This window comes from Bradyrhizobium sp. 132, assembly GCF_023074185.1.
In the GTDB taxonomy this organism is placed as follows: Bacteria; Pseudomonadota; Alphaproteobacteria; order Rhizobiales; family Xanthobacteraceae; genus Bradyrhizobium.
The window spans coordinates 146,496-165,075 of record NZ_JADPKY010000043.1; the positions used below are offsets into that span (position 1 = coordinate 146,496).

Annotated in this window: 15 protein-coding genes; 11 read left to right on the top strand and 4 right to left on the bottom strand. The window is 57.2% G+C overall.

From position 1 onward, the window contains the following. The first annotated feature begins 70 nt into the window (after nucleotides 1–70). From IVA74_RS08500 to IVA74_RS08520, 5 genes are all read left to right on the top strand, one after another. Entirely contained in the window at nucleotides 71–1,549 is a 1,479-nt protein-coding gene (locus IVA74_RS08500) for an oligosaccharide flippase family protein (protein WP_247341591.1), read from the top strand. Nucleotides 1,550–1,574: 25 nt separating this feature from the next. Beyond that, nucleotides 1,575–2,120 (top strand): acyltransferase, encoded by a 546-nt coding sequence (locus IVA74_RS08505; RefSeq protein ID WP_247341592.1) that lies wholly within the window; start codon nucleotides 1,575–1,577, stop codon nucleotides 2,118–2,120. Next, nucleotides 2,113–3,216: a glycosyltransferase gene (locus IVA74_RS08510; RefSeq protein ID WP_247341593.1), complete on the top strand. Its 1,104-nt coding sequence runs from the start codon at nucleotides 2,113–2,115 to the stop codon at nucleotides 3,214–3,216. Before IVA74_RS08505 ends, IVA74_RS08510 begins: the two co-directional genes overlap by 8 nt. Before the next feature lie 233 nt (nucleotides 3,217–3,449). Continuing rightward, complete coding sequence (locus tag IVA74_RS08515) at nucleotides 3,450–4,568, top strand: DegT/DnrJ/EryC1/StrS family aminotransferase (RefSeq protein ID WP_247341655.1); 1,119 nt, start codon at nucleotides 3,450–3,452, stop codon at nucleotides 4,566–4,568. A 1,152-nt stretch (nucleotides 4,569–5,720) separates the two neighbouring features. Further along, nucleotides 5,721–5,951: a hypothetical protein gene (locus tag IVA74_RS08520; protein WP_247341594.1), complete on the top strand. Its 231-nt coding sequence runs from the start codon at nucleotides 5,721–5,723 to the stop codon at nucleotides 5,949–5,951. Nucleotides 5,952–6,539: 588 nt separating this feature from the next. Here the strand turns inward: IVA74_RS08520 and IVA74_RS08525 are convergent. Next, nucleotides 6,540–7,541: an NAD-dependent epimerase/dehydratase family protein gene (locus IVA74_RS08525; protein WP_247341595.1), complete on the bottom strand. Its 1,002-nt coding sequence runs from the start codon at nucleotides 7,539–7,541 to the stop codon at nucleotides 6,540–6,542. Further along, nucleotides 7,538–8,707, bottom strand: coding sequence for a DegT/DnrJ/EryC1/StrS family aminotransferase (locus tag IVA74_RS08530; RefSeq protein WP_247341597.1), 1,170 nt, complete (start codon nucleotides 8,705–8,707; stop codon nucleotides 7,538–7,540). The genes IVA74_RS08525 and IVA74_RS08530 overlap by 4 nt, the downstream gene beginning before the upstream one ends. A gap of 387 nt (nucleotides 8,708–9,094) precedes the next feature. Here IVA74_RS08530 and IVA74_RS08535 point away from each other — a divergent pair, with 387 nt between their 5' ends. Continuing rightward, nucleotides 9,095–10,018, top strand: coding sequence for a glycosyltransferase (locus IVA74_RS08535; protein ID WP_247341599.1), 924 nt, complete (start codon nucleotides 9,095–9,097; stop codon nucleotides 10,016–10,018). Nucleotides 10,019–10,155: 137 nt separating this feature from the next. Here the strand turns inward: IVA74_RS08535 and IVA74_RS08540 are convergent, their stop codons facing one another. Next, nucleotides 10,156–11,589, bottom strand: coding sequence for a glycosyltransferase family 4 protein (locus IVA74_RS08540; protein WP_247341601.1), 1,434 nt, complete (start codon nucleotides 11,587–11,589; stop codon nucleotides 10,156–10,158). Between the two features lie 46 nt (nucleotides 11,590–11,635). Continuing rightward, nucleotides 11,636–12,772, bottom strand: a complete 1,137-nt coding sequence (locus IVA74_RS08545) for a glycosyltransferase (RefSeq protein ID WP_247341603.1) — start codon at nucleotides 12,770–12,772, stop codon at nucleotides 11,636–11,638. A 438-nt stretch (nucleotides 12,773–13,210) separates the two neighbouring features. On the opposite strand from IVA74_RS08545, the gene IVA74_RS08550 reads away from it, so the two are divergent. From IVA74_RS08550 to IVA74_RS08570, 5 genes are all read left to right on the top strand, one after another. Beyond that, complete coding sequence (locus IVA74_RS08550) at nucleotides 13,211–14,380, top strand: glycosyltransferase family 4 protein (RefSeq protein WP_247341606.1); 1,170 nt, start codon at nucleotides 13,211–13,213, stop codon at nucleotides 14,378–14,380. Continuing rightward, nucleotides 14,377–15,102 (top strand): polysaccharide deacetylase family protein, encoded by a 726-nt coding sequence (locus tag IVA74_RS08555; RefSeq protein ID WP_247341608.1) that lies wholly within the window; start codon nucleotides 14,377–14,379, stop codon nucleotides 15,100–15,102. Before IVA74_RS08550 ends, IVA74_RS08555 begins: the two co-directional genes overlap by 4 nt. Before the next feature lie 318 nt (nucleotides 15,103–15,420). Then, nucleotides 15,421–16,506 (top strand): O-antigen ligase family protein, encoded by a 1,086-nt coding sequence (locus tag IVA74_RS08560; RefSeq protein ID WP_247341610.1) that lies wholly within the window; start codon nucleotides 15,421–15,423, stop codon nucleotides 16,504–16,506. 70 nt (nucleotides 16,507–16,576) lie between these two features. After that, the gene (locus IVA74_RS08565) at nucleotides 16,577–17,365 is read left to right on the top strand and encodes an FkbM family methyltransferase (RefSeq protein ID WP_247341611.1); all 789 of its coding nucleotides are present in this window, start codon (nucleotides 16,577–16,579) and stop codon (nucleotides 17,363–17,365) included. Nucleotides 17,366–17,758: 393 nt separating this feature from the next. Beyond that, nucleotides 17,759–18,556, top strand: a complete 798-nt coding sequence (locus IVA74_RS08570) for a right-handed parallel beta-helix repeat-containing protein (RefSeq protein WP_247341612.1) — start codon at nucleotides 17,759–17,761, stop codon at nucleotides 18,554–18,556. Nucleotides 18,557–18,580 lie beyond the last annotated feature (24 nt).

The window sequence follows — 18,580 nt, forward strand, 5'->3', positions numbered from 1 at the left end:
GAGATCGGCCAGACCGGCGGTCAAGACGCTCGGACGTGAAGCCTGCGTAAAAACACGCGATGGAGCCGCAATGACTTCGGTACAACGCTCGATCTTGCTTTCGGCTGCCGATCGCTATGGCAATCTAATTTTGTTCTTTGTGGCGAGCGCGGTTCTCTCCCGCCTCTTGTCGCCGGCAGAGTTTGGGGTCTTCGCCGTCGTAAATGCCATCGCGACCGTACTTACTGCCTCTTTTCAGGAGTTCGGCGGCGCGAACTATCTCGTTCAGAAGCGCGAATTGTCATCTGAAGACGTTCGTTCAGCGTTCACCGTCACGTTCGGGATCTCGTTGGGAATTGCGGGCCTTCTGTTCGCCCTGGGCGGGCCTCTGTCGCAATGGTTCGCGGAGCACGAGCTGAAGAGAGGTGTCGAGGTTACCGCGTTGAACTTTCTGCTGGTGCCGTTCTCCGGAACAATCGCCGCTTTGTTGCGCAGAGACATGAAATTCGGCGCGCTCGCGGTCTACAGTCTCGGGTCCAATGCGGGGGGCGTCCTGGTTTCGATCGCCCTTGCGATGGCAGGATGGAGCTATATGGCGCCGATCTGGGGCGGGGTAGCGGTGAACATGATTTTTATGCTAATTCTGCTCGCTAGGCACCGCGACTTCGGGGCGCTGCTGCGTCCCTCGTTCGCCGCATATCGCGAGGTCGTCAGCTTTGGCCTCCTCTCGAGCGGCGTGAGCGTCATCAATGTATTCTACAATCTCGCGCCTCAACTGTTCCTTGCGAAGATTCTCGATTTCATGTCGCTGGGTTTGTACAGCCGCGCGATCAACCTGACGCAGATGTTTGACAAGCTCGTCTCGCGGGTTCTGGACCCGGTTATGATGCCGGCAATCGTCGAAAGCCGTAAGGCCGGGGAAGACCTCAAGGCCATTTACCTCAAGGCGATTGAGCTGCTTTCTGCGGTGCAGTGGCCCTTCATGATATTCATGGCGCTGATGGCGCGACCGATCATCTTGCTATGGCTCGGCGAGACCTGGCTTGATATTGTGCCGCTCGTGCGCCTGCTTTGTGTCGCAAGCACGGCGGTATTTGCAGCGTGCTTGAGCTATCCCGTGCTTGTAGCTGTGGGAAGCGTGCGAGACGCATTGACCTCCTCAATGATCTCGATCCCGCCATCCCTACTTGTGGTCTTAGGGGCATCCTTCTTTGGTGTGCAGGCTGTCGCCGCATCCGCACTTCTAACATTGCCGTTCCAGGCCGGAGTCGCGATCTACTTCATCGGGCGGCATCTGCGCTTTGGGCTAGCGGACATTGCTCTGGCGTTAATGAAGAGCAGTATCGTTACGGCAATAACCGCTACCGGCGTCGCCGGTTGTGCGGCGCTCACGGCAGCGGGCACGCTCTCATCGCTTTCCGGACTGGTCTTGGCGTTGTCTGTAGCAGCGCTGAGCTGGTGGTTGGGCTTGGCGCTGACCAGCCACCCGCTTCTGTATCATCTCCATCGCACCGCAGCCGGTCTGGCCCGCTTTGCACCGGGACTGCTGCCGTCGCGTTCAGCGTTGTAGATATTCCTGGGATTGGGAGGGGTAGATGCCCATTGCGAAGGACGTAAAACTCGGCAAGGGTGTGAAAATCTTTCACTCGGAGCTGGTCAACCTTTATGGGTGCGCAGTCGGCGACGAGACGAAAATCGGCACCTTCGTCGAGATTCAGCTGGGCGCGAAGATCGGCGCGCGCTGCAAAATATCCTCGCATTCATTCATTTGCGAAGGTGTAACGATCGAGGATGGAGTATTCATCGGGCATGGAGTCATGTTCACCAATGATAAATATCCCCGGGCCACTACCGCCGACGGACGGCTTCAGGGCTGTGCCGACTGGGTGGTCGGATCGACGCGGGTCGGCGCGGGAGCTTCGATCGGATCGAATGCGACCATCCTGTGCGGCGTAACGATCGGTGCTGGAGCTATCGTCGGCGCTGGCGCGGTGGTGACGCGTGACGTTCCTCCAGGCTCGATCGTGGCAGGAGTACCTGCTCGAACCATGTTGCTTTCGAAAAATATAGAGCCCGCTGCCGTACCGACGTCGGAGTCTATGTCGGTGAATAAGGACATTGACGTGGGCCACGATGCTTGATCTGGCACTTCAGAAACTAGTTGCCTCATCGGGAAGCTCGCCGCGTATCCTGCGGCCGTCCCGCTTGGCGTTAGCACCGGCTCGGGTCTCGGTTGTGGTGCCGTGCTACAATTATGGCCGCTTCTTACCTGATTGCGTGAAAAGCATCCTGACTCAGGAAGGCGTCGATGTCGATGTCATCGTCGTTGATGACGCCTCAACCGACGAAAGCAGCCGAGTTGCGTGGCGCTTCGCAGACGCTGATTCAAGAGTGAAGCTTATTCGCAACGACCACAACAGGGGACACATCGAGACCTATAATATTGGGTTCGCCCAAGCCACAGGAACATATGTATTCCTTCTCTCAGCCGACGATGTGTTGGTCCCTGGCGCATTAGCTCGCGCGGCGGCGCTGATGGAAATGCATCCGACCATCGGTTTTGCCTATGGTTGGTCGGTTCCCTTCACGTCGAGCTTGCCGCCGGCCCGCACGGAGGCGAAGCGCTGGGCGGTATGGAAGGGTGAGGAATGGGTGTCTGCTCTGTGCCGGCGAGGGGCCAACGTCATTCGATCCAGTGATGCGCTGGTCAGGCGCAGCGTGCTCGACAAAGTTGGAGGTTACCGAAAAGATCTTCCTCATAGTGGTGATCTCGAGTGGTGGCTGCGCGCGGCTCTGGTGTCGGATGTCGGCATCGTCGGTGGTGTGGATCAGATCTATTATCGCCTTCACGGCTCGAACATGAGCAGGGTTCAGTACGGCACGATACTGGCTAATCTGGAGGAGACGAAGAGGGCGTTCGATGCCGCGCTTTCCGAGGCGCAGCGTTCGGACCTACGTAGAACGGCTTATCAAGCCCTCGCGCGGAACGCCCTTCATTTTGCCATCGCCGATTTCATGTCGGATCTGGGAGGATCCGGACGCGTGGAAGCATACAAATCGTTTGCCTTGCAGCTCTATCCGGAAGTGGCTGATTCGCGAGAATGGGCCGCCTTGGAACGACGACAAAAAGCAGGAATCGAAAGTGCTCGGCGCAATCCTATCTTCCTAGGCCGTGAGCACGTTAGGATGTTCAGCGCGAAACTGGATTGGCGGATATGGCGGTTTACCGGAATGTGACACCGTGTGCCAGGCCTTGGCATCTCGAGGCCTGAAGCATAACAGCGGCAGGCTCGGGGAGCCGGGGACGCGGAGCCTAATAATCGAGCGGTTGGTCGGTTGGATAATTTATGGCATTAGTTAATATGACTTATAAACGTTTCCAACAGAGAGGAGCTATCGCTTTGATTCCTTTTCGCGATTCGAAGGCTCAAGACGGTCAGATCAAACCGCAAATCGATATCCAGATAGCGATGCCACTGCTTGATGAGGACGAGGCCGATGCAGCCCGCGAGGCTGTACTGTCGGGCTGGCTCTCGCAAGGACCGCAGGTGGCCGCGTTCGAGTGCGAATTTGCGGCCGCGGTGGGCGCGCCCTATGCGTGCGCCGTCGCGAACTGCACGACCGCCCTACACCTCGCTTTGACGGCCGTGAATGTGGGGCCGGGCGACGAGGTGATAACCGCGAGCCACTCGTTCATCGCGACAGCGAACTCAATCAGATATTGCGGTGCCACGCCAGTTTTCGTGGATATCGATCCGGAGACCTACAATGTCGGTTCGGCACGTGTGGCTGAAGCCATCACGCCGCGCACGCGAGCAATACTCGCCGTCCACCAGATGGGCATGCCCTGCGATCTGGAGGCCCTGGTAGCTCTCGCCAAGCGCCATGGTATCACTCTAATCGAGGACGCGGCTTGTGCTGCAGGAAGCCAAATCCGCATCGACGGCCGGTGGGACCCCATCGGGAAGCCGCATGGAGACATCGCCTGCTTCTCATTTCATCCGCGCAAGGTCATTACGACAGGTGAAGGGGGCATGCTGACGACGTCCAATCCACAGCTCGACCGCAAGTTCAGACTGCTGCGCCAACACGGAATGAGCGTGCCGGATACGGTTCGGCACGGGGCGCCGGAAGTGATTTTCGAGGATTATCTCATGGTCGCGTTCAACTACCGCATGACGGATGTCCAGGCCGCGGTGGGTCGCAAGCAGCTTGGGAAGTTGGCTCAGCTCGTCGCGCGTCGCCGTGCGATCGCCTCCCGCTATGCTGATTTGCTCGGAAAAATTGAGGGGCTAAGGTTGCCGCTCGAGCCATCTTGGGGGCGGTCCAATTGGCAGAGCTATTGCGTGCGCCTGCCGGATCGGATCAATCAGCGAACCGTGATGCAGAGCTTACTGGATCAGGGCATTGCGACGCGTCGTGGCATCATGTGTTCGCATCGCGAGCCGCCTTATGCTGGGGATAGGCAACGCCATGACCTGCGCCAATCCGAGATCGCGCAGGATCGTTCTATCCTGCTTCCGATCTACGCGCAGATGAGCGAAGGAGATCAGGTTCGTGTTGTCGACGCATTGCGAAACTGCATATAGCAGCCCGCATTTGGAAAGGCGCAATTTAGACCAGTTTCATTGTTCCGTGTTACAAGTCTGCTTCCGAAAAACGTAGAGTCTTATAGACAGTTCGAGCTCCTCATTCTGGATGATTGCTCTCCGGACAACACTCTGGACGTCGCACGCTCGTTTAATGGTCCCCATCTGAAATTTATTCGAAACGAGAAAAATCTCGGTCACCTCAAAACTACAACGCCCGGTCGTTATATGTGGCTCAACTCCGCGGATGACCGCCTGCGGAACCCCTTCGTTCTGGAGCGCTACCTTGGAATCAGGAGGCAAACCCTCACTAGCCATGACGAACTGGTCGGGGGCAGGTGCGCGTGCCAACGCGGCCGTTTGGCCAGCCATTTTCGGGTCAATGGGGTCTTGTGCGTGGTGTAATTGTCCACGACGAGATGAACGTCGAGTTTCACGCGGCACGGGAGCCTCGATCGAGGAACTTGCGGAACTCAGCAGCGCGGTGGCGTCCATAGCACTTGCCGATGACCCGTCCGCTCGCAATGTCGAGGGCGGCGAACAGCGATGTGGTACCAATGCCTTTTGTAGTCATGGCTCCTTTGGGCCGCCTGGCCCGGACCCATCGGCAGCATCGGCTGGCTGCGGTCCAGCGCCTGGATTTGGGACTTCTCATCCACACAAAGAACGATGGCATGCTCCGGTGGCGAGACGTAGAGGCCCACGTCGCGCACTTGGCCACAAAGTTTGGATCGGTCGAGAGCTTGAACGTCTCCATCCGCTGTGGCTGGAGCCCGAAGGCCCGCCAGATGCGTTGCACCGTTGACACCGATAGGCCACTGGCTTTCGCCATGTCGCGGGAACTCCAATGGGTGGCGTTCTGGGGCGACTCTCCAAGGCCCAGCTTGGCCGCCATGTCCTTGTTTTGACCGCCTTCCGCACAGGTCAGCACGATCCGGGCTCTCAGAGCCAGCGCCCGGGCCGTCTTCCGCCGCATCGTCAGCGACTTCAGTTGGGCACGCTCTTCATCGCTCAATGTTAGGGGCGCAAGTTGCTGGACTTGCCATCAGATCCTCCGTCGCTGCTGCGCCTCTATCCTTGGCACGGCGACGCGAATCTACTGCGAATCTACGATTGCGAACTTGTGACTCAGGACACTAGCATGATCTCAGTATGACAAATCACCTGACCGGCGAACATTTCGCTGTCCGCTTTAAAGACGGCTTGGCGGTTTTGTGGCGCATTCACGACGAGGCACGTGTGCTTGTGCAACTGTGTGGGCATCGTATCGCCTATCAATACGGCCACAATATTGTTGGCAGACAGTTCGGGAGTTCAACCTTTCTAATGACTGTGCAGGAATTCGAGGACTCTCTTCGTGAGAACGCTACCGAACCCCTCTAAGAGAGTGCCATCCGCGCACGAACGTGGGAAATTGTGGCGGATCGCTGGTTTTGCAGGCGCGAATTCGAACGGGCAGAGAGTTATTACGCGCTGAGCTGCAAGTATGATGGCGCGCGACTTGCGCGGCCGGTCAAACAAGCGCTTCTTGGTCTCCGTGCAGGAGACGTCGTGGTCACCTTGAGGGACAAGATGATTGACATTCGCGAGACTTTGGCCAACTCCAAGTCTCATGGATAGCGTTGCGGGGGCCCACGCTATACCAACGGATGGCCGGCAACAGTTCCGGAAGCCATTCGAGTTTTTGTGCCCGACGGCTGCCTGGATGCGGCATGAGCCTCGAACTACGCGCGGAGAGCCATGCCGCACGACGAAGTACTCTGAACCTGCGATCGAGCTGTGCATCGGCAGTATTGAGCAAGCCGCCCGGAAGGTCGTGCGATTTGACACCCACATGCGAAGGTTCAAAGGATCGCCGACGGCGGCGCCGAACCGGCGCTCGAAGGCGGCCCGCTTACGACACCCGGCCGGACGCCCCGGCTCGCCCGGCGGCGGCCTCTTCATCGGCAAGCAGCGGCGTTGCGATCGGAATCACGATGCAGCCGCCTGCGGTGGACTAGCGGCAGTGAGTTCGCGCTCCGCGCGCCACCATCTCACGAGCTCCGACAGGCCCTGCTCGAGCGAAGTGGCGGCCCGGAAGCCGAGCAGGCGCTCAGCTTTTCCGATAGACGCCTGCCGGCGTGGCACCGGATTAATCGAACGCTCTGGTGCGAACTCCAAGCCTATTCCTTGCCGTCCCATCACTGACGAGAGGGCTTGAGCGAGCTGCACCAAGCTCGTCTCCGTGGCGGTGCCCACGTTGAACACCTCGTCCGTGACCTTTGCCCTCGCCGCGAGAATATTGGCGCGGGCGACGTCGCGGACGTGCACGAAATCCATGGTGTGTCGGCCCTCACCGAAGATAACGGGAGGCAGGCCGGCCTCCAGTCGCTCCATCCAGCGGATCAGGACCTCAGTGTAGCGTCCATGGATGTCCATACGGCTGCCATAGACGTTGAAGTATCGGAGCGCCACGTAATCTAGGCCGTACATGTCGTTGTAAGTGCGCAGTAGCCCTTCATTGAAGGCCTTGGCGGCCCCGTACAGAGTCCGATTATCGTACGGATTCTGTCGCTCGGTCGTGGGAAACTCCTCGGCCATGCCGTAGACGGATGCAGAGGAGGCGGCAATCACCTTCTCGACATTATGCTTGATGCAGAGGTCAAGCAGGTCAAACGTGGCATCCACCATGACTTCCTTGGCGAGACGAGGCTCGGCGGCGCAATGGGTGATGCGCAGTGCCGCCTGGTGAAACACAAGATCGGCCGCCTTGACCAGCGCGCTCATCAGCTTGCCATCGCGTATATCACCCTGGACCAGCCGCACCGGCCCGCGTCCCAGCGCCCGGCGAAGATTCTCCGGCCGACCTCTTACCATGTTGTCGAGAGCGACGATTTCGATGCAGCCCTCGTCGCACAACTGGTCGATGATATGGGAGCCGATAAATCCCGCGCCGCCAGTGACCAGAATGCGTTTACCCTTAAGATCGATCAACTTGCCCTCCTGTTGTTGGGCCTTGCCAGAGCATCTTTGCGTTCGCCGTCGATTGCCCCAGCGAAGTCCAGGGGCGCCACTTTCTTCAGCCTGGAAGCGATTTCGGTCACCTGTTCGGACAACAACTCCGGATAAATCGGGAGCGAAAGAAACTCGTTCGCAAGCCTCTCAGTAACGGGAAGATCGCCCGGACCGTAGCCGAGCTCCGCGTACGCTTTCTGCAGATGCACGGGAACGGGGTAATGAATGGCGGCGCCGATACCGGCTTCCTGCAGGGCGCTCAGCGCTTCATTACGGCGCGACATCCTGACGGCATAAATATGATAGACATGGCGGCTATGGCACGGTGGCCGAGGGCGAGCGGACGAAAGACCCGACAGCAACCGATCGTATTCCGCGGCAATTGACCGGCGCGACTCTGTCCAAGCTTCAATGTAGTCCATCTTGACATTCAGCACCGCGCCCTGAATGCCATCCATGCGGTAGTTGTATCCGGCGATAACGTGATTGTATTTGGCCTTTTGGCCCCAGTCGCGCAGCAGTGAGACCCGATGCGCAAGCTCGGGCTGATCCGTCACGACTGCGCCGCCTTCGCCAAACGCGCCGAGGTTCTTGCCTGGATAGAAGCTGAAGCAGCCCAGATCGCCGATCGAACCTGCGCGTCGCCCCTTGTATTCCGCGCCATGAGCCTGCGCTGCGTCTTCGATGACGAGGAGGCCATGCCGTCGAGCGATCGACATGATTGGATCCATGTCGGCCATCAGCCCGTGAAGGTGAACCGGCAGGATGGCCTTTGTTCGCGGCGTGATCGCAGCCTCAATGGCCGTCGGATTTATTGTCCATGTAGCAGGATCAACGTCCACGAAAACCGGTTTGGCACCGGTGTAGAGTATGGCAGCCGTCGTCGCAACAAACGTCATCGAGACCGTGATGACTTCGTCGCCCGGTCCGATAGCGGCTGCGAGCAGCGCTAGATGGAGCGCGGAGGTGCCGCTGTTTAGCGCGCGGCAGTAAGCAACCTTGCAGTAGTCTGCGAAGCGTTCTTCGAAAGCGACAACCTCCGGCCCGAGTACAAATTGCGTACTCTCGATGGCCCGCACCACAGCGGCATCGATGTCGGTTTTGATCTGGCGGTACTGGGCCTTCAAGTCCAGAAAAGGTATCAAGGCGCAATCCTTTTGTTGGATTAGTTATTTAATTCCTTTTTAAAATAGATTTCTGATTAAATCAAGCAAGAAATAAAATGCATGGAAAGGTGTTAATAAGTAGGCGTTGAGCGCCGGCCGCGCTGGCGTGAAGGGTGAAGGAAGGATTTGGCGAGATTGATGGCTCACGTCACCATGACACATGCAGCTCAAGCGCCTTGCGAGTTGATTTAATGATAATTATGTATTTAGGATCTTATTTAATGGACAATTGTGAAATGCTGGGAAATTGATGTACTTTGTTAAATTGAAGCAGCAAACAGCCTCCGAGATCGGCGCAGCCGATGCCTTGCGTAGCTCGCCCGGGAAGCGATCACCCAGAAGTTCGCCATGGGAATGATCTGATCGATGGCAGCCAATGGAAATTCAAGTTTGATCGATTCCAACCGGGCTGGCATGATTTCGATCGTCGTCCCGGCCCACAATGAGAGATCTGTTGTTGCACGGACGTTGAGCCAATGGGTCGGTAACCCCGGAGGCAGCGACCCGGCTTCGGGCGAGATCGAGGTGGTCGTCGTTTGTAACGGGTGTACAGACGATACAGCGGCAGTCGCCCGGCGATTCGGTCCAACCGTCCGTGTCGTCGAGTCGGATATTGCAAGGAAAACCCACGCCCTGAACCTCGGGGATCAAATTTCGGCGGCGTTTCCGCGGATTTATGCTGACGCCGATATCGTGATTACGCTTGATGCCATTCGAGCTCTGGCAAGACGCCTTGAGCAGGGCGACGTTTTGGCGGTGGCACCTACGGCCGATATCAATCTGACCGGCTGTTCGTCGCTGGTCCGCAGATACTACGGAATCCGGTCACGGCTGCCGTCTTCGCGAGAGGGAATTGGCGGTTCCGGCGTCTACGCCTTATCAGAGGTCGGGCGCGGGCGGTTCGGCCTGTTTCCAGATATCGTTGCCGATGACACGTATGTTCGTCTTCAGTTCAGGCCCGAAGAACGGGAGACACTGCCCTGCGTGAGCTCAACCGTATTCCCCCCACGCACTGTGCTTCAGCTGATTGCGGTCAGAAGTCGCGTGTACAGGGGAACTCTCGAGCTGGCCCGGCGCTTTCCCGAGCTGAATGTGCACAAAGGTGAAGCCAATCATCGGGCGCTCATTTCACTAATCAAAGAGCTTCATTTGTGGCCCGGACTGTTGATCTATTTTTTTGTCAACGTTCTTGCCCGATGCAGGGCGACCTTCTGGTCGCGAAGCAGAGCTCATCTCTGGCAACGCGATGAGACTTCTCGTGCGGCGCTCTCGGCCGATTCACTCGAATGAGAACTAGCGAATGGCGGAAGTCCAAGCCGCTATGGACCGCAAGCAGCTTGCACGGCTAGCTGAGCGGATTGCCCGTCACTCGCTTCTATTGCGGTGAACCGCGATCGGTACACGCTGGATTAATTTCAGCTCCGAATCTACGATACGGAAATCGCACGAAAGAGTACGTCAGCGTGACGCTTTGCGCAATCCGTGGCGCTGAAACGCTCTCTTGATTCCTCCGACAAGTGCTTTCGCGCTGCCAACCATCGGTCACGCTGTGCAATCACGGATTTCATTGCCGCGGCAAATTCTTCCCTATTTGGCTGCGGTTTAAACCGCATACGGCTTGCACTATCCCAGCTCGCCGACTCCGCGCTCCCGAGCGGGTTTCCGACGACAAAACCTCGGCTGCCGTCCGTACCGACCTGGTCGCGCGCGCCGCCAACCTCGCTCAGGACAACAGGCAGCCCTGCGCTTAGCGCCTCCATGCTGGCCAGCGACCATCCTTCAAAAAACGAATCGAGAACGAAACAGTCAGCAGCCGCCAATAAAATGGATGGACTTGCAAAGGAGTGCCTGAGGTGAATTCGTCTCTTCATCGACAGCTCGTCCCGAAGTGCGCGCACTTGGCTGGTGTACATGTGGTTGTCTAGACGGCCAGCGATCAAGAGGTGCGCGTTCGGATCACCTTGTGCGACCTGGGAAAAGGCCTGCACGAGGCCATATGCATTCTTCTGGATCGAATGTCGGCCAAGGCTAAGAAAAAGAAATTCGTTATTGAGCCCAAGCCAGGCGCGCGCAACGGCACGATCGCAGGACGGACGATGTGTGTCATTGAAGGCATTCGGAATCGTGACGATCCGATCCTCCGGAAACGAGCGATTGCCATTCAAGTATTGTCGTCTGACGAGTTCGCTTACCGCCACGAACGATGTAATCCACGCGGACCGCGTCCCCTCTCTGCTCCAGTCCGTACTTATTGGAGTCGGAATGCCGTGGAGCGTCTCGATAACCGGAATGCCCGCGCTTAGAGCTTGTTCCAGAATCCAAACTGGCGGATCGTGGGCGCTTATGACATCAGGACGGTTGGCAACCAACCACTGACGACATTGGCTGGGTGAGGCGACAAGAACCGATGTTCCTTCTCGCTGGAGCGCCGTGCACAGTTGTCCCAAATAGGTTCTCACGTCAGGCCCCGAAGTCGGGGGCGTGCACATGACGGTCACACGAAGTCCCAGGACGGGTAACCGTCGCGCAAGGAAGGCAACAAATTCATCGAGACCACCGGCGTCGAGCGCTGGGGTAACTATCAGGCAATGCGCATGACGGGATGATGCTAAGAGTTCGGTCGGCTGGATATCGGGCGAACCTGGAGAATGCGGATCAGGAACGATCGGCACGGAATTCGTATTGCGCAAAATGAGCGGTCTAGACCAATCGTCGACGATTTCATTGTTCTCCCAGCTGGAGGGTGCGCCAACAATCAGCTTTCTTCCGGCACGACGGACGCTGCGGGGTAAGCGCCAGGAATTTCGCTGAGCCCACAATATCGCCCGCTTTGAAAGGCCGTTGCGCACGAGACTCTTCATAAGGCATCAACTGCTAGTGTTCTGATCCGAGGTCAGCTTTGTATGTTCACGACTGGAGGAGGGACCCAAAGATGTTGAGGATATCCTGTTTCTCAGCCTCCGGCGGATAGCGCCCAAACGCGAAGCGGGAAGCTGCGGTCGCCAGGGAATCTGCGGATCGCAGATCACTATCGATGCCGTGAATGGCCTGTTCTACCGCGCTTACAAAAGCAGCAACATCGCCGTCTTCAACGGCGGTTGCGAACGGAGGACGGAAATATTCGCGACCTCCAGAGCCGTGATACCCGACCACGATACATCCGCAGGCAAGGGCTTCGAGTGGTGGCAACCCAAATCCCTCTCGAAAACTAAAGCTGAGGAATAATCTCGCGGTTCGAAGCAGTTCGGCCGTCTCTGCCTCGCTGCGTCCAGCGATGGCAACGATGTCCCAGCCGTTGAGAGCGCCGCGAAGCCTCAGTTGCGCAAGTACGGCAGCTGCGTCATCCGGTCGTTTTCTCGGCATGTAAACGATCCGACGTTGCTTCGAGCCTTGGGGCGGATGATACAAACTAGGATTAATCCCAAGTCGAAGACGCCGAACGGGGATTGCTGGAAAAGTGCGTCTGATGACGTCGGCATTGTCCTGAGAGACGACCAACACCAGCGCGAGATCTGGGTTGTTTGTATACGGTTCCGCGTGGGCAAGTCCATTTTCCAGAGAGCTTAATGTAAGATAGGCGTTCTGATTGAAAATTACCTGTCGAACGTTGCGCGGCAGGTTGCAGATCGATCGGCCATAAACTTCCGGTACAACGAATATGTCGCGCGGTCCTAAGGTTAGCTCGCTTGCGCTGACGACTCGCGTTGAGTTTTCAAACCAGCTGCAGCGAAATCCTGGTCGGGCGTGTAGGATGGCTGCATCCAGTCCAGCGGCGTTTAGGGTGTCGACACATTGGTATAACTTGCGGACTCCGCCGCTCGGGGATTTGTAATGTGGGCATAGGAACCAGGCAGTTGGAGATGACGAAGCGGGATTTCGTGCTGCCAAAACGCTCGCCCGGAGCTTGCCAATAGCGTGATCGGCACTTGCTTCATCCAAGAAGAGGCGAAACTGGTGCGAGCGGTGGCGAAGCGTCGAACGCGCGCGCTTGAGCAGAGACCTGACCACTCCTCTGTCGGATGCTTCAGTTTGCTCGTTTGCCACCAGTAAATCCTATTCTAAAAATTAATATGGCTATTAAATTCAATCTTGTCGCAAATCAATAACTATCTTCCCCCAATTAATATGGTAGTTGAAAATGGGGTTCGAACCTGCCGTTAGGAAGTATAGTCCAGGTCGCGATTATCCGGGCTAAAATTTAAGATGGTTTTTTAATTGACGATTATATATAATCAAGAATATTTGCGCGGGTTGGCCTCTGGCGTGAAAGGGTTAAGGTCGTTGATAGGCATTATGGATCAAACGATCGGGTTGGAAGCTCTCGGCGGGATTCAATTGCTCTCCCGGAGAGCCGTTAGCGTGGCCATGACGATGGAGGATTCGCGACATTGCCAGTCATTAATTGAGGCGGGAAGTGGTTGGAGCGCACCTTCTCGTCGGTTTGGGGCCATCTGCTGGTTGCGCCTTCTGTAGGGGAACAAAATGAGTCACAATCAACACGTCCCCAGCAGCCAGGCAGCGCGGCGGATTGCATTCGCCACTATCGGCGATGCGAGCCAGGTGAAGTTCTGGTCCGGCACGCCGTTCCACATGTCCAAATCCCTGGCAAACCAAGGTCACGAGGTGGTCCATATCGGACCCCTAAGCGCACCGAGCCTGCCCTTATACAAGGCGTATTCCAGGCTTTGCCGTACCTTTCGCCGTCGGGGCCTCTCTCCATTCCAGGCGGGCCCCGTTGTTGCACAATATGCAGCGGACGCGGTACGCAAGATCCGCGCCGTGTCGGCCGATATCGTCTTCGCGCCCGCCGGATCCACCTTCGCCTGGAGCGTGCCCGATGGCGTTCCCCTCGTCTATGCGTCCGATGCGACCTTTCGGCTTATCGAGGACTATCATCCCAATTATCGAAACCTGTCACGCTCGGCTCGAAAGACCTCGGAACGCCTGGAGCGCGATACAATCACGCGCGCCGATTTGATCCTCTATCCGTCGCAGTGGGCGGCAGAATCCGCCGTTAGGGATTATGGTGCCGATCCTGCGCGGGTGCATGTCGTTCCTTGGGGCGCCAACCTCAAAGAGGCGCCCGGTCGCGACTCCGTGCTTGGATGCCGGAAGCCAGGCCCGTGTCGGATGCTCCTGATCGGCGTCAACTGGAAAGAGAAGGGCGCTGACACCGCGATCGAGATTCTTGCTGAACTGAACGACAGAGGCGTAAAGGCGGAACTCGTGATCTGCGGATGCTCTCCGCCGGAGCCTGTCACCCGGGATGGCCTGACGATCATCCCTTACCTCGACAAGAATGATCCTGCACAGCGCAGCCGGCTCGAGCAACTATATCGCGATGCGGATTTCTTTCTGTTGCCGACCCGCGCGGACTGCTTCCCCATCGTGTTGTGCGAAGCCGCAGCCCATGGTGTGCCGAGCGTTGCGCGGGCCACCGGTGGCGTTCCTTATGCCGTCCGCGAGGGAGCGACCGGCGTACTGGTGCCGTCGAACGCGAGCAAGTCAGACTACGCTGGCGTCATTGCGGAGATTTTTGCGAACCCGAACAGGCTGGCCCGCCTGAGACAATCGAGCCGCGACGCCTACGAGACCCAACTGAATTGGCAGGCCTGGGGCCGACGGGTCTCGGACCTGATACAAGCTCTATGATTGTCCTCAACTATCACGAACTGGTGGAAGCGTCGCCTTCGAATGCGTGGTGCCTGACGCATGAAATATTCGATGCGCATCTCGCGCTTTGCGGGGACATACTGGTCTCGCCTCAAGCGTTTCTGGAGCATTGCCGCGATCCGAAAGCCAGCCACAGCGGTGCTGTCCTGCTCACGTTCGACGATGGATTTCTTTCGGACTACACGCATGTCTATGCTCGTTACGTGAAGACCGGACGGATTCCAGGGTTCATGTCCTTTATCCCTGTGGATTTCGTAGGCTCGCCGGGACGCATGAGCTGGGACATGATTGAGGAACTTAGCAGGGCCGGCGTTGTGATTGGCTCGCATGGCATGGCCCATGTCGATTTGACCACTGTCTCGGATGTCGAACTCCATCGCGAGCTTGCGATGTCGAAGTCGATGCTGGAGGATCGCCTCGGGCAACAAGTTACCCTTTTCGCCTTCCCATATGGGCGCTTTTCCCGACGGGTTTGGCATGCGGCTCTGAAGGCGGGCTACTCGCACCTCTTTACAATCCAGCTTGGCTATCATCGCGGGTTCGAATTCTTTCTCTATTCCCGTCTTTGCCTGACGAACAACATGGATGCGACCTACATGCGCCAGCACTTGATTGATCCGGATGCGATGCGCGGCTTTGCCTGGAGGATCAGCACAAGACTGGGGCTGTATCGCCAACTGATGCGCTTGCGGTATCGATAACATCGTCACGGTGCAGCGGGCAGGGCATTTCAGATAGGATGGAAGCCGGTGGTAAGCATTGCAGCAAAAAGGTCTCGTCAGGTTGGAAGGTCGTTGCCTTCCGTCGGCCGACAAGTTGCAGCCGCTCAGCCGACGCGAAGCCCCAAGATCTCTCCGCTTCTTACCGTTTTCGTTTTCTCGTTGGCCATGCCGATTCTTATCTACATAGGCCCGATACGCTTGTCTCCCTACCGGCTGGTCCTGGTTGCGACCTTCATTCCGTGTTTGATAGCGTGGTTGTCTGGACGGATGGGGCGAACACGGCTGCCGGACATCTTGATGCTTTTGACGGCGATATGGCCAGCGATCGTATTGGTGAGCCAGCACGGCATCGACAGCGGTCTGCAGTCCGCAGGGATCTTCGTGATAGAGACGCTCGGAACCTTTCTGCTTGCAAAGCGATACGTTCGGGATGTTTTCGCGTTTCATCGCATGGTGAGGTGTCTGGCACTCATGGTCGTTTTGCTGCTGCCATTCGCCGCGTACGAAAGTATCTCGGGCTCGCCGATCTTGATTGAATTGTTTGGCAAGGTATTTTCCGTCTACAGCATCGTTCATGATGAGTCACGGATGGGGCTTAGACGAGCTCAGGGCCCCTTCGAACACCAGATCCTGTTTGGCGTCGTGTGTTCAAGTGCATTCGCCTTGAGCTATTACGCATTTGGCGCCGCCCGGCGCCAAATGGGGCGATTAGCCTTGGGCCCTGTGGTGATGGCGGTATTCTTTTCCCTTTCCTCCGGTGCTCTCCTATCGGTTGTCGTTCAGGCCATGTTTATCGCTTGGGACAAAGTTACGGTGAACGTGACGCGACGTTGGGCAATATTGGCCCTAGTCATGATCAGTGCCTATCTTGTCGTGAACGTCCTCTCCAACCGAACCCCTTTTGAAGTCTTCATTTCGTACCTGACGTTCAATGCGGACACGTCCTACATGCGTGTGCTCATCTGGCAGTACGGTACGGGATCAGTGATGGCGCACCCGATCTTTGGAACTGCTCTATATGACTGGGATCGTCCCGAGTGGATGCCCGGCAGCATCGATAACTTCTGGTTGGAAACCGCCGTTCGGTACGGTATCCCCGGCTTGTTGTTTACGGCTGGCGGTTTTCTTTCAATTTGCTTTGGTCTGGGCCGGCTGAGAAACCTCTCGTTTGAGGTAGCGCAATGCCGAAAGGGTCTTATCATCACGCTTTGCGGATTGGCTTTCGCCGCCTGCACAGTCCACTTGTGGGATGCTCCTTACGTCTTGCTCATCTTCCTGCTCGGTAGCGGCATGTGGATGTTCGACCACAATAACGGGATCGCTTCCACTCCGTCCGCCGCGCAAGACGCTCATTCCCGTTGGGTCACTCATCCCGACCTGTGAAGATGTTTGCCGACCTATGCAATGGAATTTGTACGCGCCATGATATCAGTTTAGAAGTTAGGAGGCAGAAATGGGGCTTCTCGCCGGTTTACGCACATACTATACTGAATTCGGATTTGGCGGTGTCTTGAGCATTGCGAGGTTTGGCCTTACAGGGCATCCGAAACGCGTTCGCGTGCAAATGAACGGGCTCAAGCAACCTCTCACGATCAGAATGCGATCCTCAGACCACCGAGTCTTCCATGACATCTTTCAGCAGCATGAGTACCTGTTCAATCCTCCAGGGCCACCTTCAACCATAATCGATGCCGGCGCGAATATTGGCTTTGCATCGATCTACTTTGCAAATAGATGGCCCAACGCGCGAATCGTGGCAATCGAACCGGACCCGGCAAACTTTGAACTGTTAGTTGAGAACACCAGGCGCTACCCGAACATTCAACCGCTTCAGGCTGCAGTCTGGAAGGAGAATGCGAAGCTGGACATGTTCGACCCCGGCACCGGATCGTGGGGGATGCAGACCACGGCATCGGCCGATGGAGGTATCGTTGGACTGACGCTTCCAGAGATCATGCGGCGCTACGACATGCCGCGAGTCGACCTCCTCAAGATGGATATTGAGGGAGCAGAGAGAGAGGTCTTCGAGGGCTGTGCCGGATGGATCGACTGCATCGGCTCGCTGGTCATCGAAATTCACGAGCACTTAAGACCGGGCGCGCAGGCATCGGTAATGCGGGTCAAAGACCACTTCAAAGAGATCTATCACAAGATGGGCCGGGCCGGTACTTGGTACATGCTGCGAGAAAGAGGGCTGCAGCCGGATTTGCCGCAGGTCTATCGCGGTCGGATACTAAGCTAAAACGCAAAAAGAAAGGCCCTCCATGTGACCCAACTGCTGCGAGTTTGGCCCGTTAGTCAGAAGCAGCGCGCCGGCGCGCCGGCACCGGATTGCCCTTCAGCGGCCTTGCGTGGCTCGTGGTGCGTCCGGGCGGCCAGGAGCAAGGGCGGTGATGCTCACTTATGCTCAAAGTCCACCCGTCGGCCCCGGTTCGCGGCTAAGCTGGTCCCGATGTTCGTGTCACCGGTCATCATTCTCGGCACAGCGGCGATGCCGTTGCCGAAGGACGTTCATCCATGCCCAGCGGGTTATTCGTCCTCGGCCTCATACTGCTTGCCCTCAACCGACGCCAAGCCTGCCATCCCGAAAGTGGGGCAATGTGCGAGCGGGTATACGTCGTCCGACAGCCATTGCATGAAGTCGGACCGGACCGTCACGGCAGCTGGTATTGTTGCTCTCGACAAGGGCGTGGGCAGCATCGCGTTGACCGTCGGGGCAACAAATGATTCTGGCAACATCGCTGGCACAGAAGCGATCAACGACGCCCCGCAAAGCACGCCTCCTGGCGCCATCCCGCTCACGTTCAACGATGCGATCTTCACAGGGATGACGGAAAAAACCAGCGGGCTTTGGCTCAGTAGGGGCCAGAACCTTTCGCGTACATCTATTAGGGAGCAGGTCTCTGAACCGGCAAGCATAGGGATGAGCGGCAACAACACCATTGACTACTGCCGCATCCTTTCAAAGGAGGGTATTCGCGTCAGTGGCTCGGGGGCATTCAACATCAGCAATTGCTACATCGAGGCACAAGGCATATCCGGCGATCACGCTGACGGCCTGCAGACCTATGCACCGGGGAACCGTGGGGCCATAACCATCAGAAATACGACGTTTCATTGCTACAACCATGATGCGACCGCTGGCATCTTTGTCGCAGATAACTGGACCGGCACGATCGATTTGCAAGATGTCGTTTTTATCAGCGGTCCCTATGGCCTGCGCGTGCATCCCGACAGCGGGGGCGACAATTTCGTTTACCTGAGGAACGTGTACTTCGTCGGTCCATTCCAATACGGCCCGTTCTTGCTCAGCGATTATGGCGGGCACGTGAATCACATCATGCTTTGGGACAACGTTCGTTACGCCACGATTGTAAATGGGCTGCTTGTACCGGGATCGACGATCGCCCCTCCGAAGCGAGTTGGATTCTGACCGAGCAGATACCTACTGCTCGGT

Coding starts and splice junctions, on each gene's coding strand:
- IVA74_RS08500 (WP_247341591.1), top strand. CDS start 71: ATGACTTCGGTACAACGCTCGATCTTGCTTTCGGCTGCCGATCGCTAT.
- IVA74_RS08505 (WP_247341592.1), top strand. CDS start 1,575: ATGCCCATTGCGAAGGACGTAAAACTCGGCAAGGGTGTGAAAATCTTT.
- IVA74_RS08510 (WP_247341593.1), top strand. CDS start 2,113: ATGCTTGATCTGGCACTTCAGAAACTAGTTGCCTCATCGGGAAGCTCG.
- IVA74_RS08515 (WP_247341655.1), top strand. CDS start 3,450: ATGCCACTGCTTGATGAGGACGAGGCCGATGCAGCCCGCGAGGCTGTA.
- IVA74_RS08520 (WP_247341594.1), top strand. CDS start 5,721: ATGACAAATCACCTGACCGGCGAACATTTCGCTGTCCGCTTTAAAGAC.
- IVA74_RS08535 (WP_247341599.1), top strand. CDS start 9,095: ATGGCAGCCAATGGAAATTCAAGTTTGATCGATTCCAACCGGGCTGGC.
- IVA74_RS08540 (WP_247341601.1), bottom strand. CDS start 11,589: ATGAAGAGTCTCGTGCGCAACGGCCTTTCAAAGCGGGCGATATTGTGG.
- IVA74_RS08550 (WP_247341606.1), top strand. CDS start 13,211: ATGAGTCACAATCAACACGTCCCCAGCAGCCAGGCAGCGCGGCGGATT.
- IVA74_RS08555 (WP_247341608.1), top strand. CDS start 14,377: ATGATTGTCCTCAACTATCACGAACTGGTGGAAGCGTCGCCTTCGAAT.
- IVA74_RS08560 (WP_247341610.1), top strand. CDS start 15,421: ATGCTTTTGACGGCGATATGGCCAGCGATCGTATTGGTGAGCCAGCAC.
- IVA74_RS08565 (WP_247341611.1), top strand. CDS start 16,577: ATGGGGCTTCTCGCCGGTTTACGCACATACTATACTGAATTCGGATTT.
- IVA74_RS08570 (WP_247341612.1), top strand. CDS start 17,759: ATGAAGTCGGACCGGACCGTCACGGCAGCTGGTATTGTTGCTCTCGAC.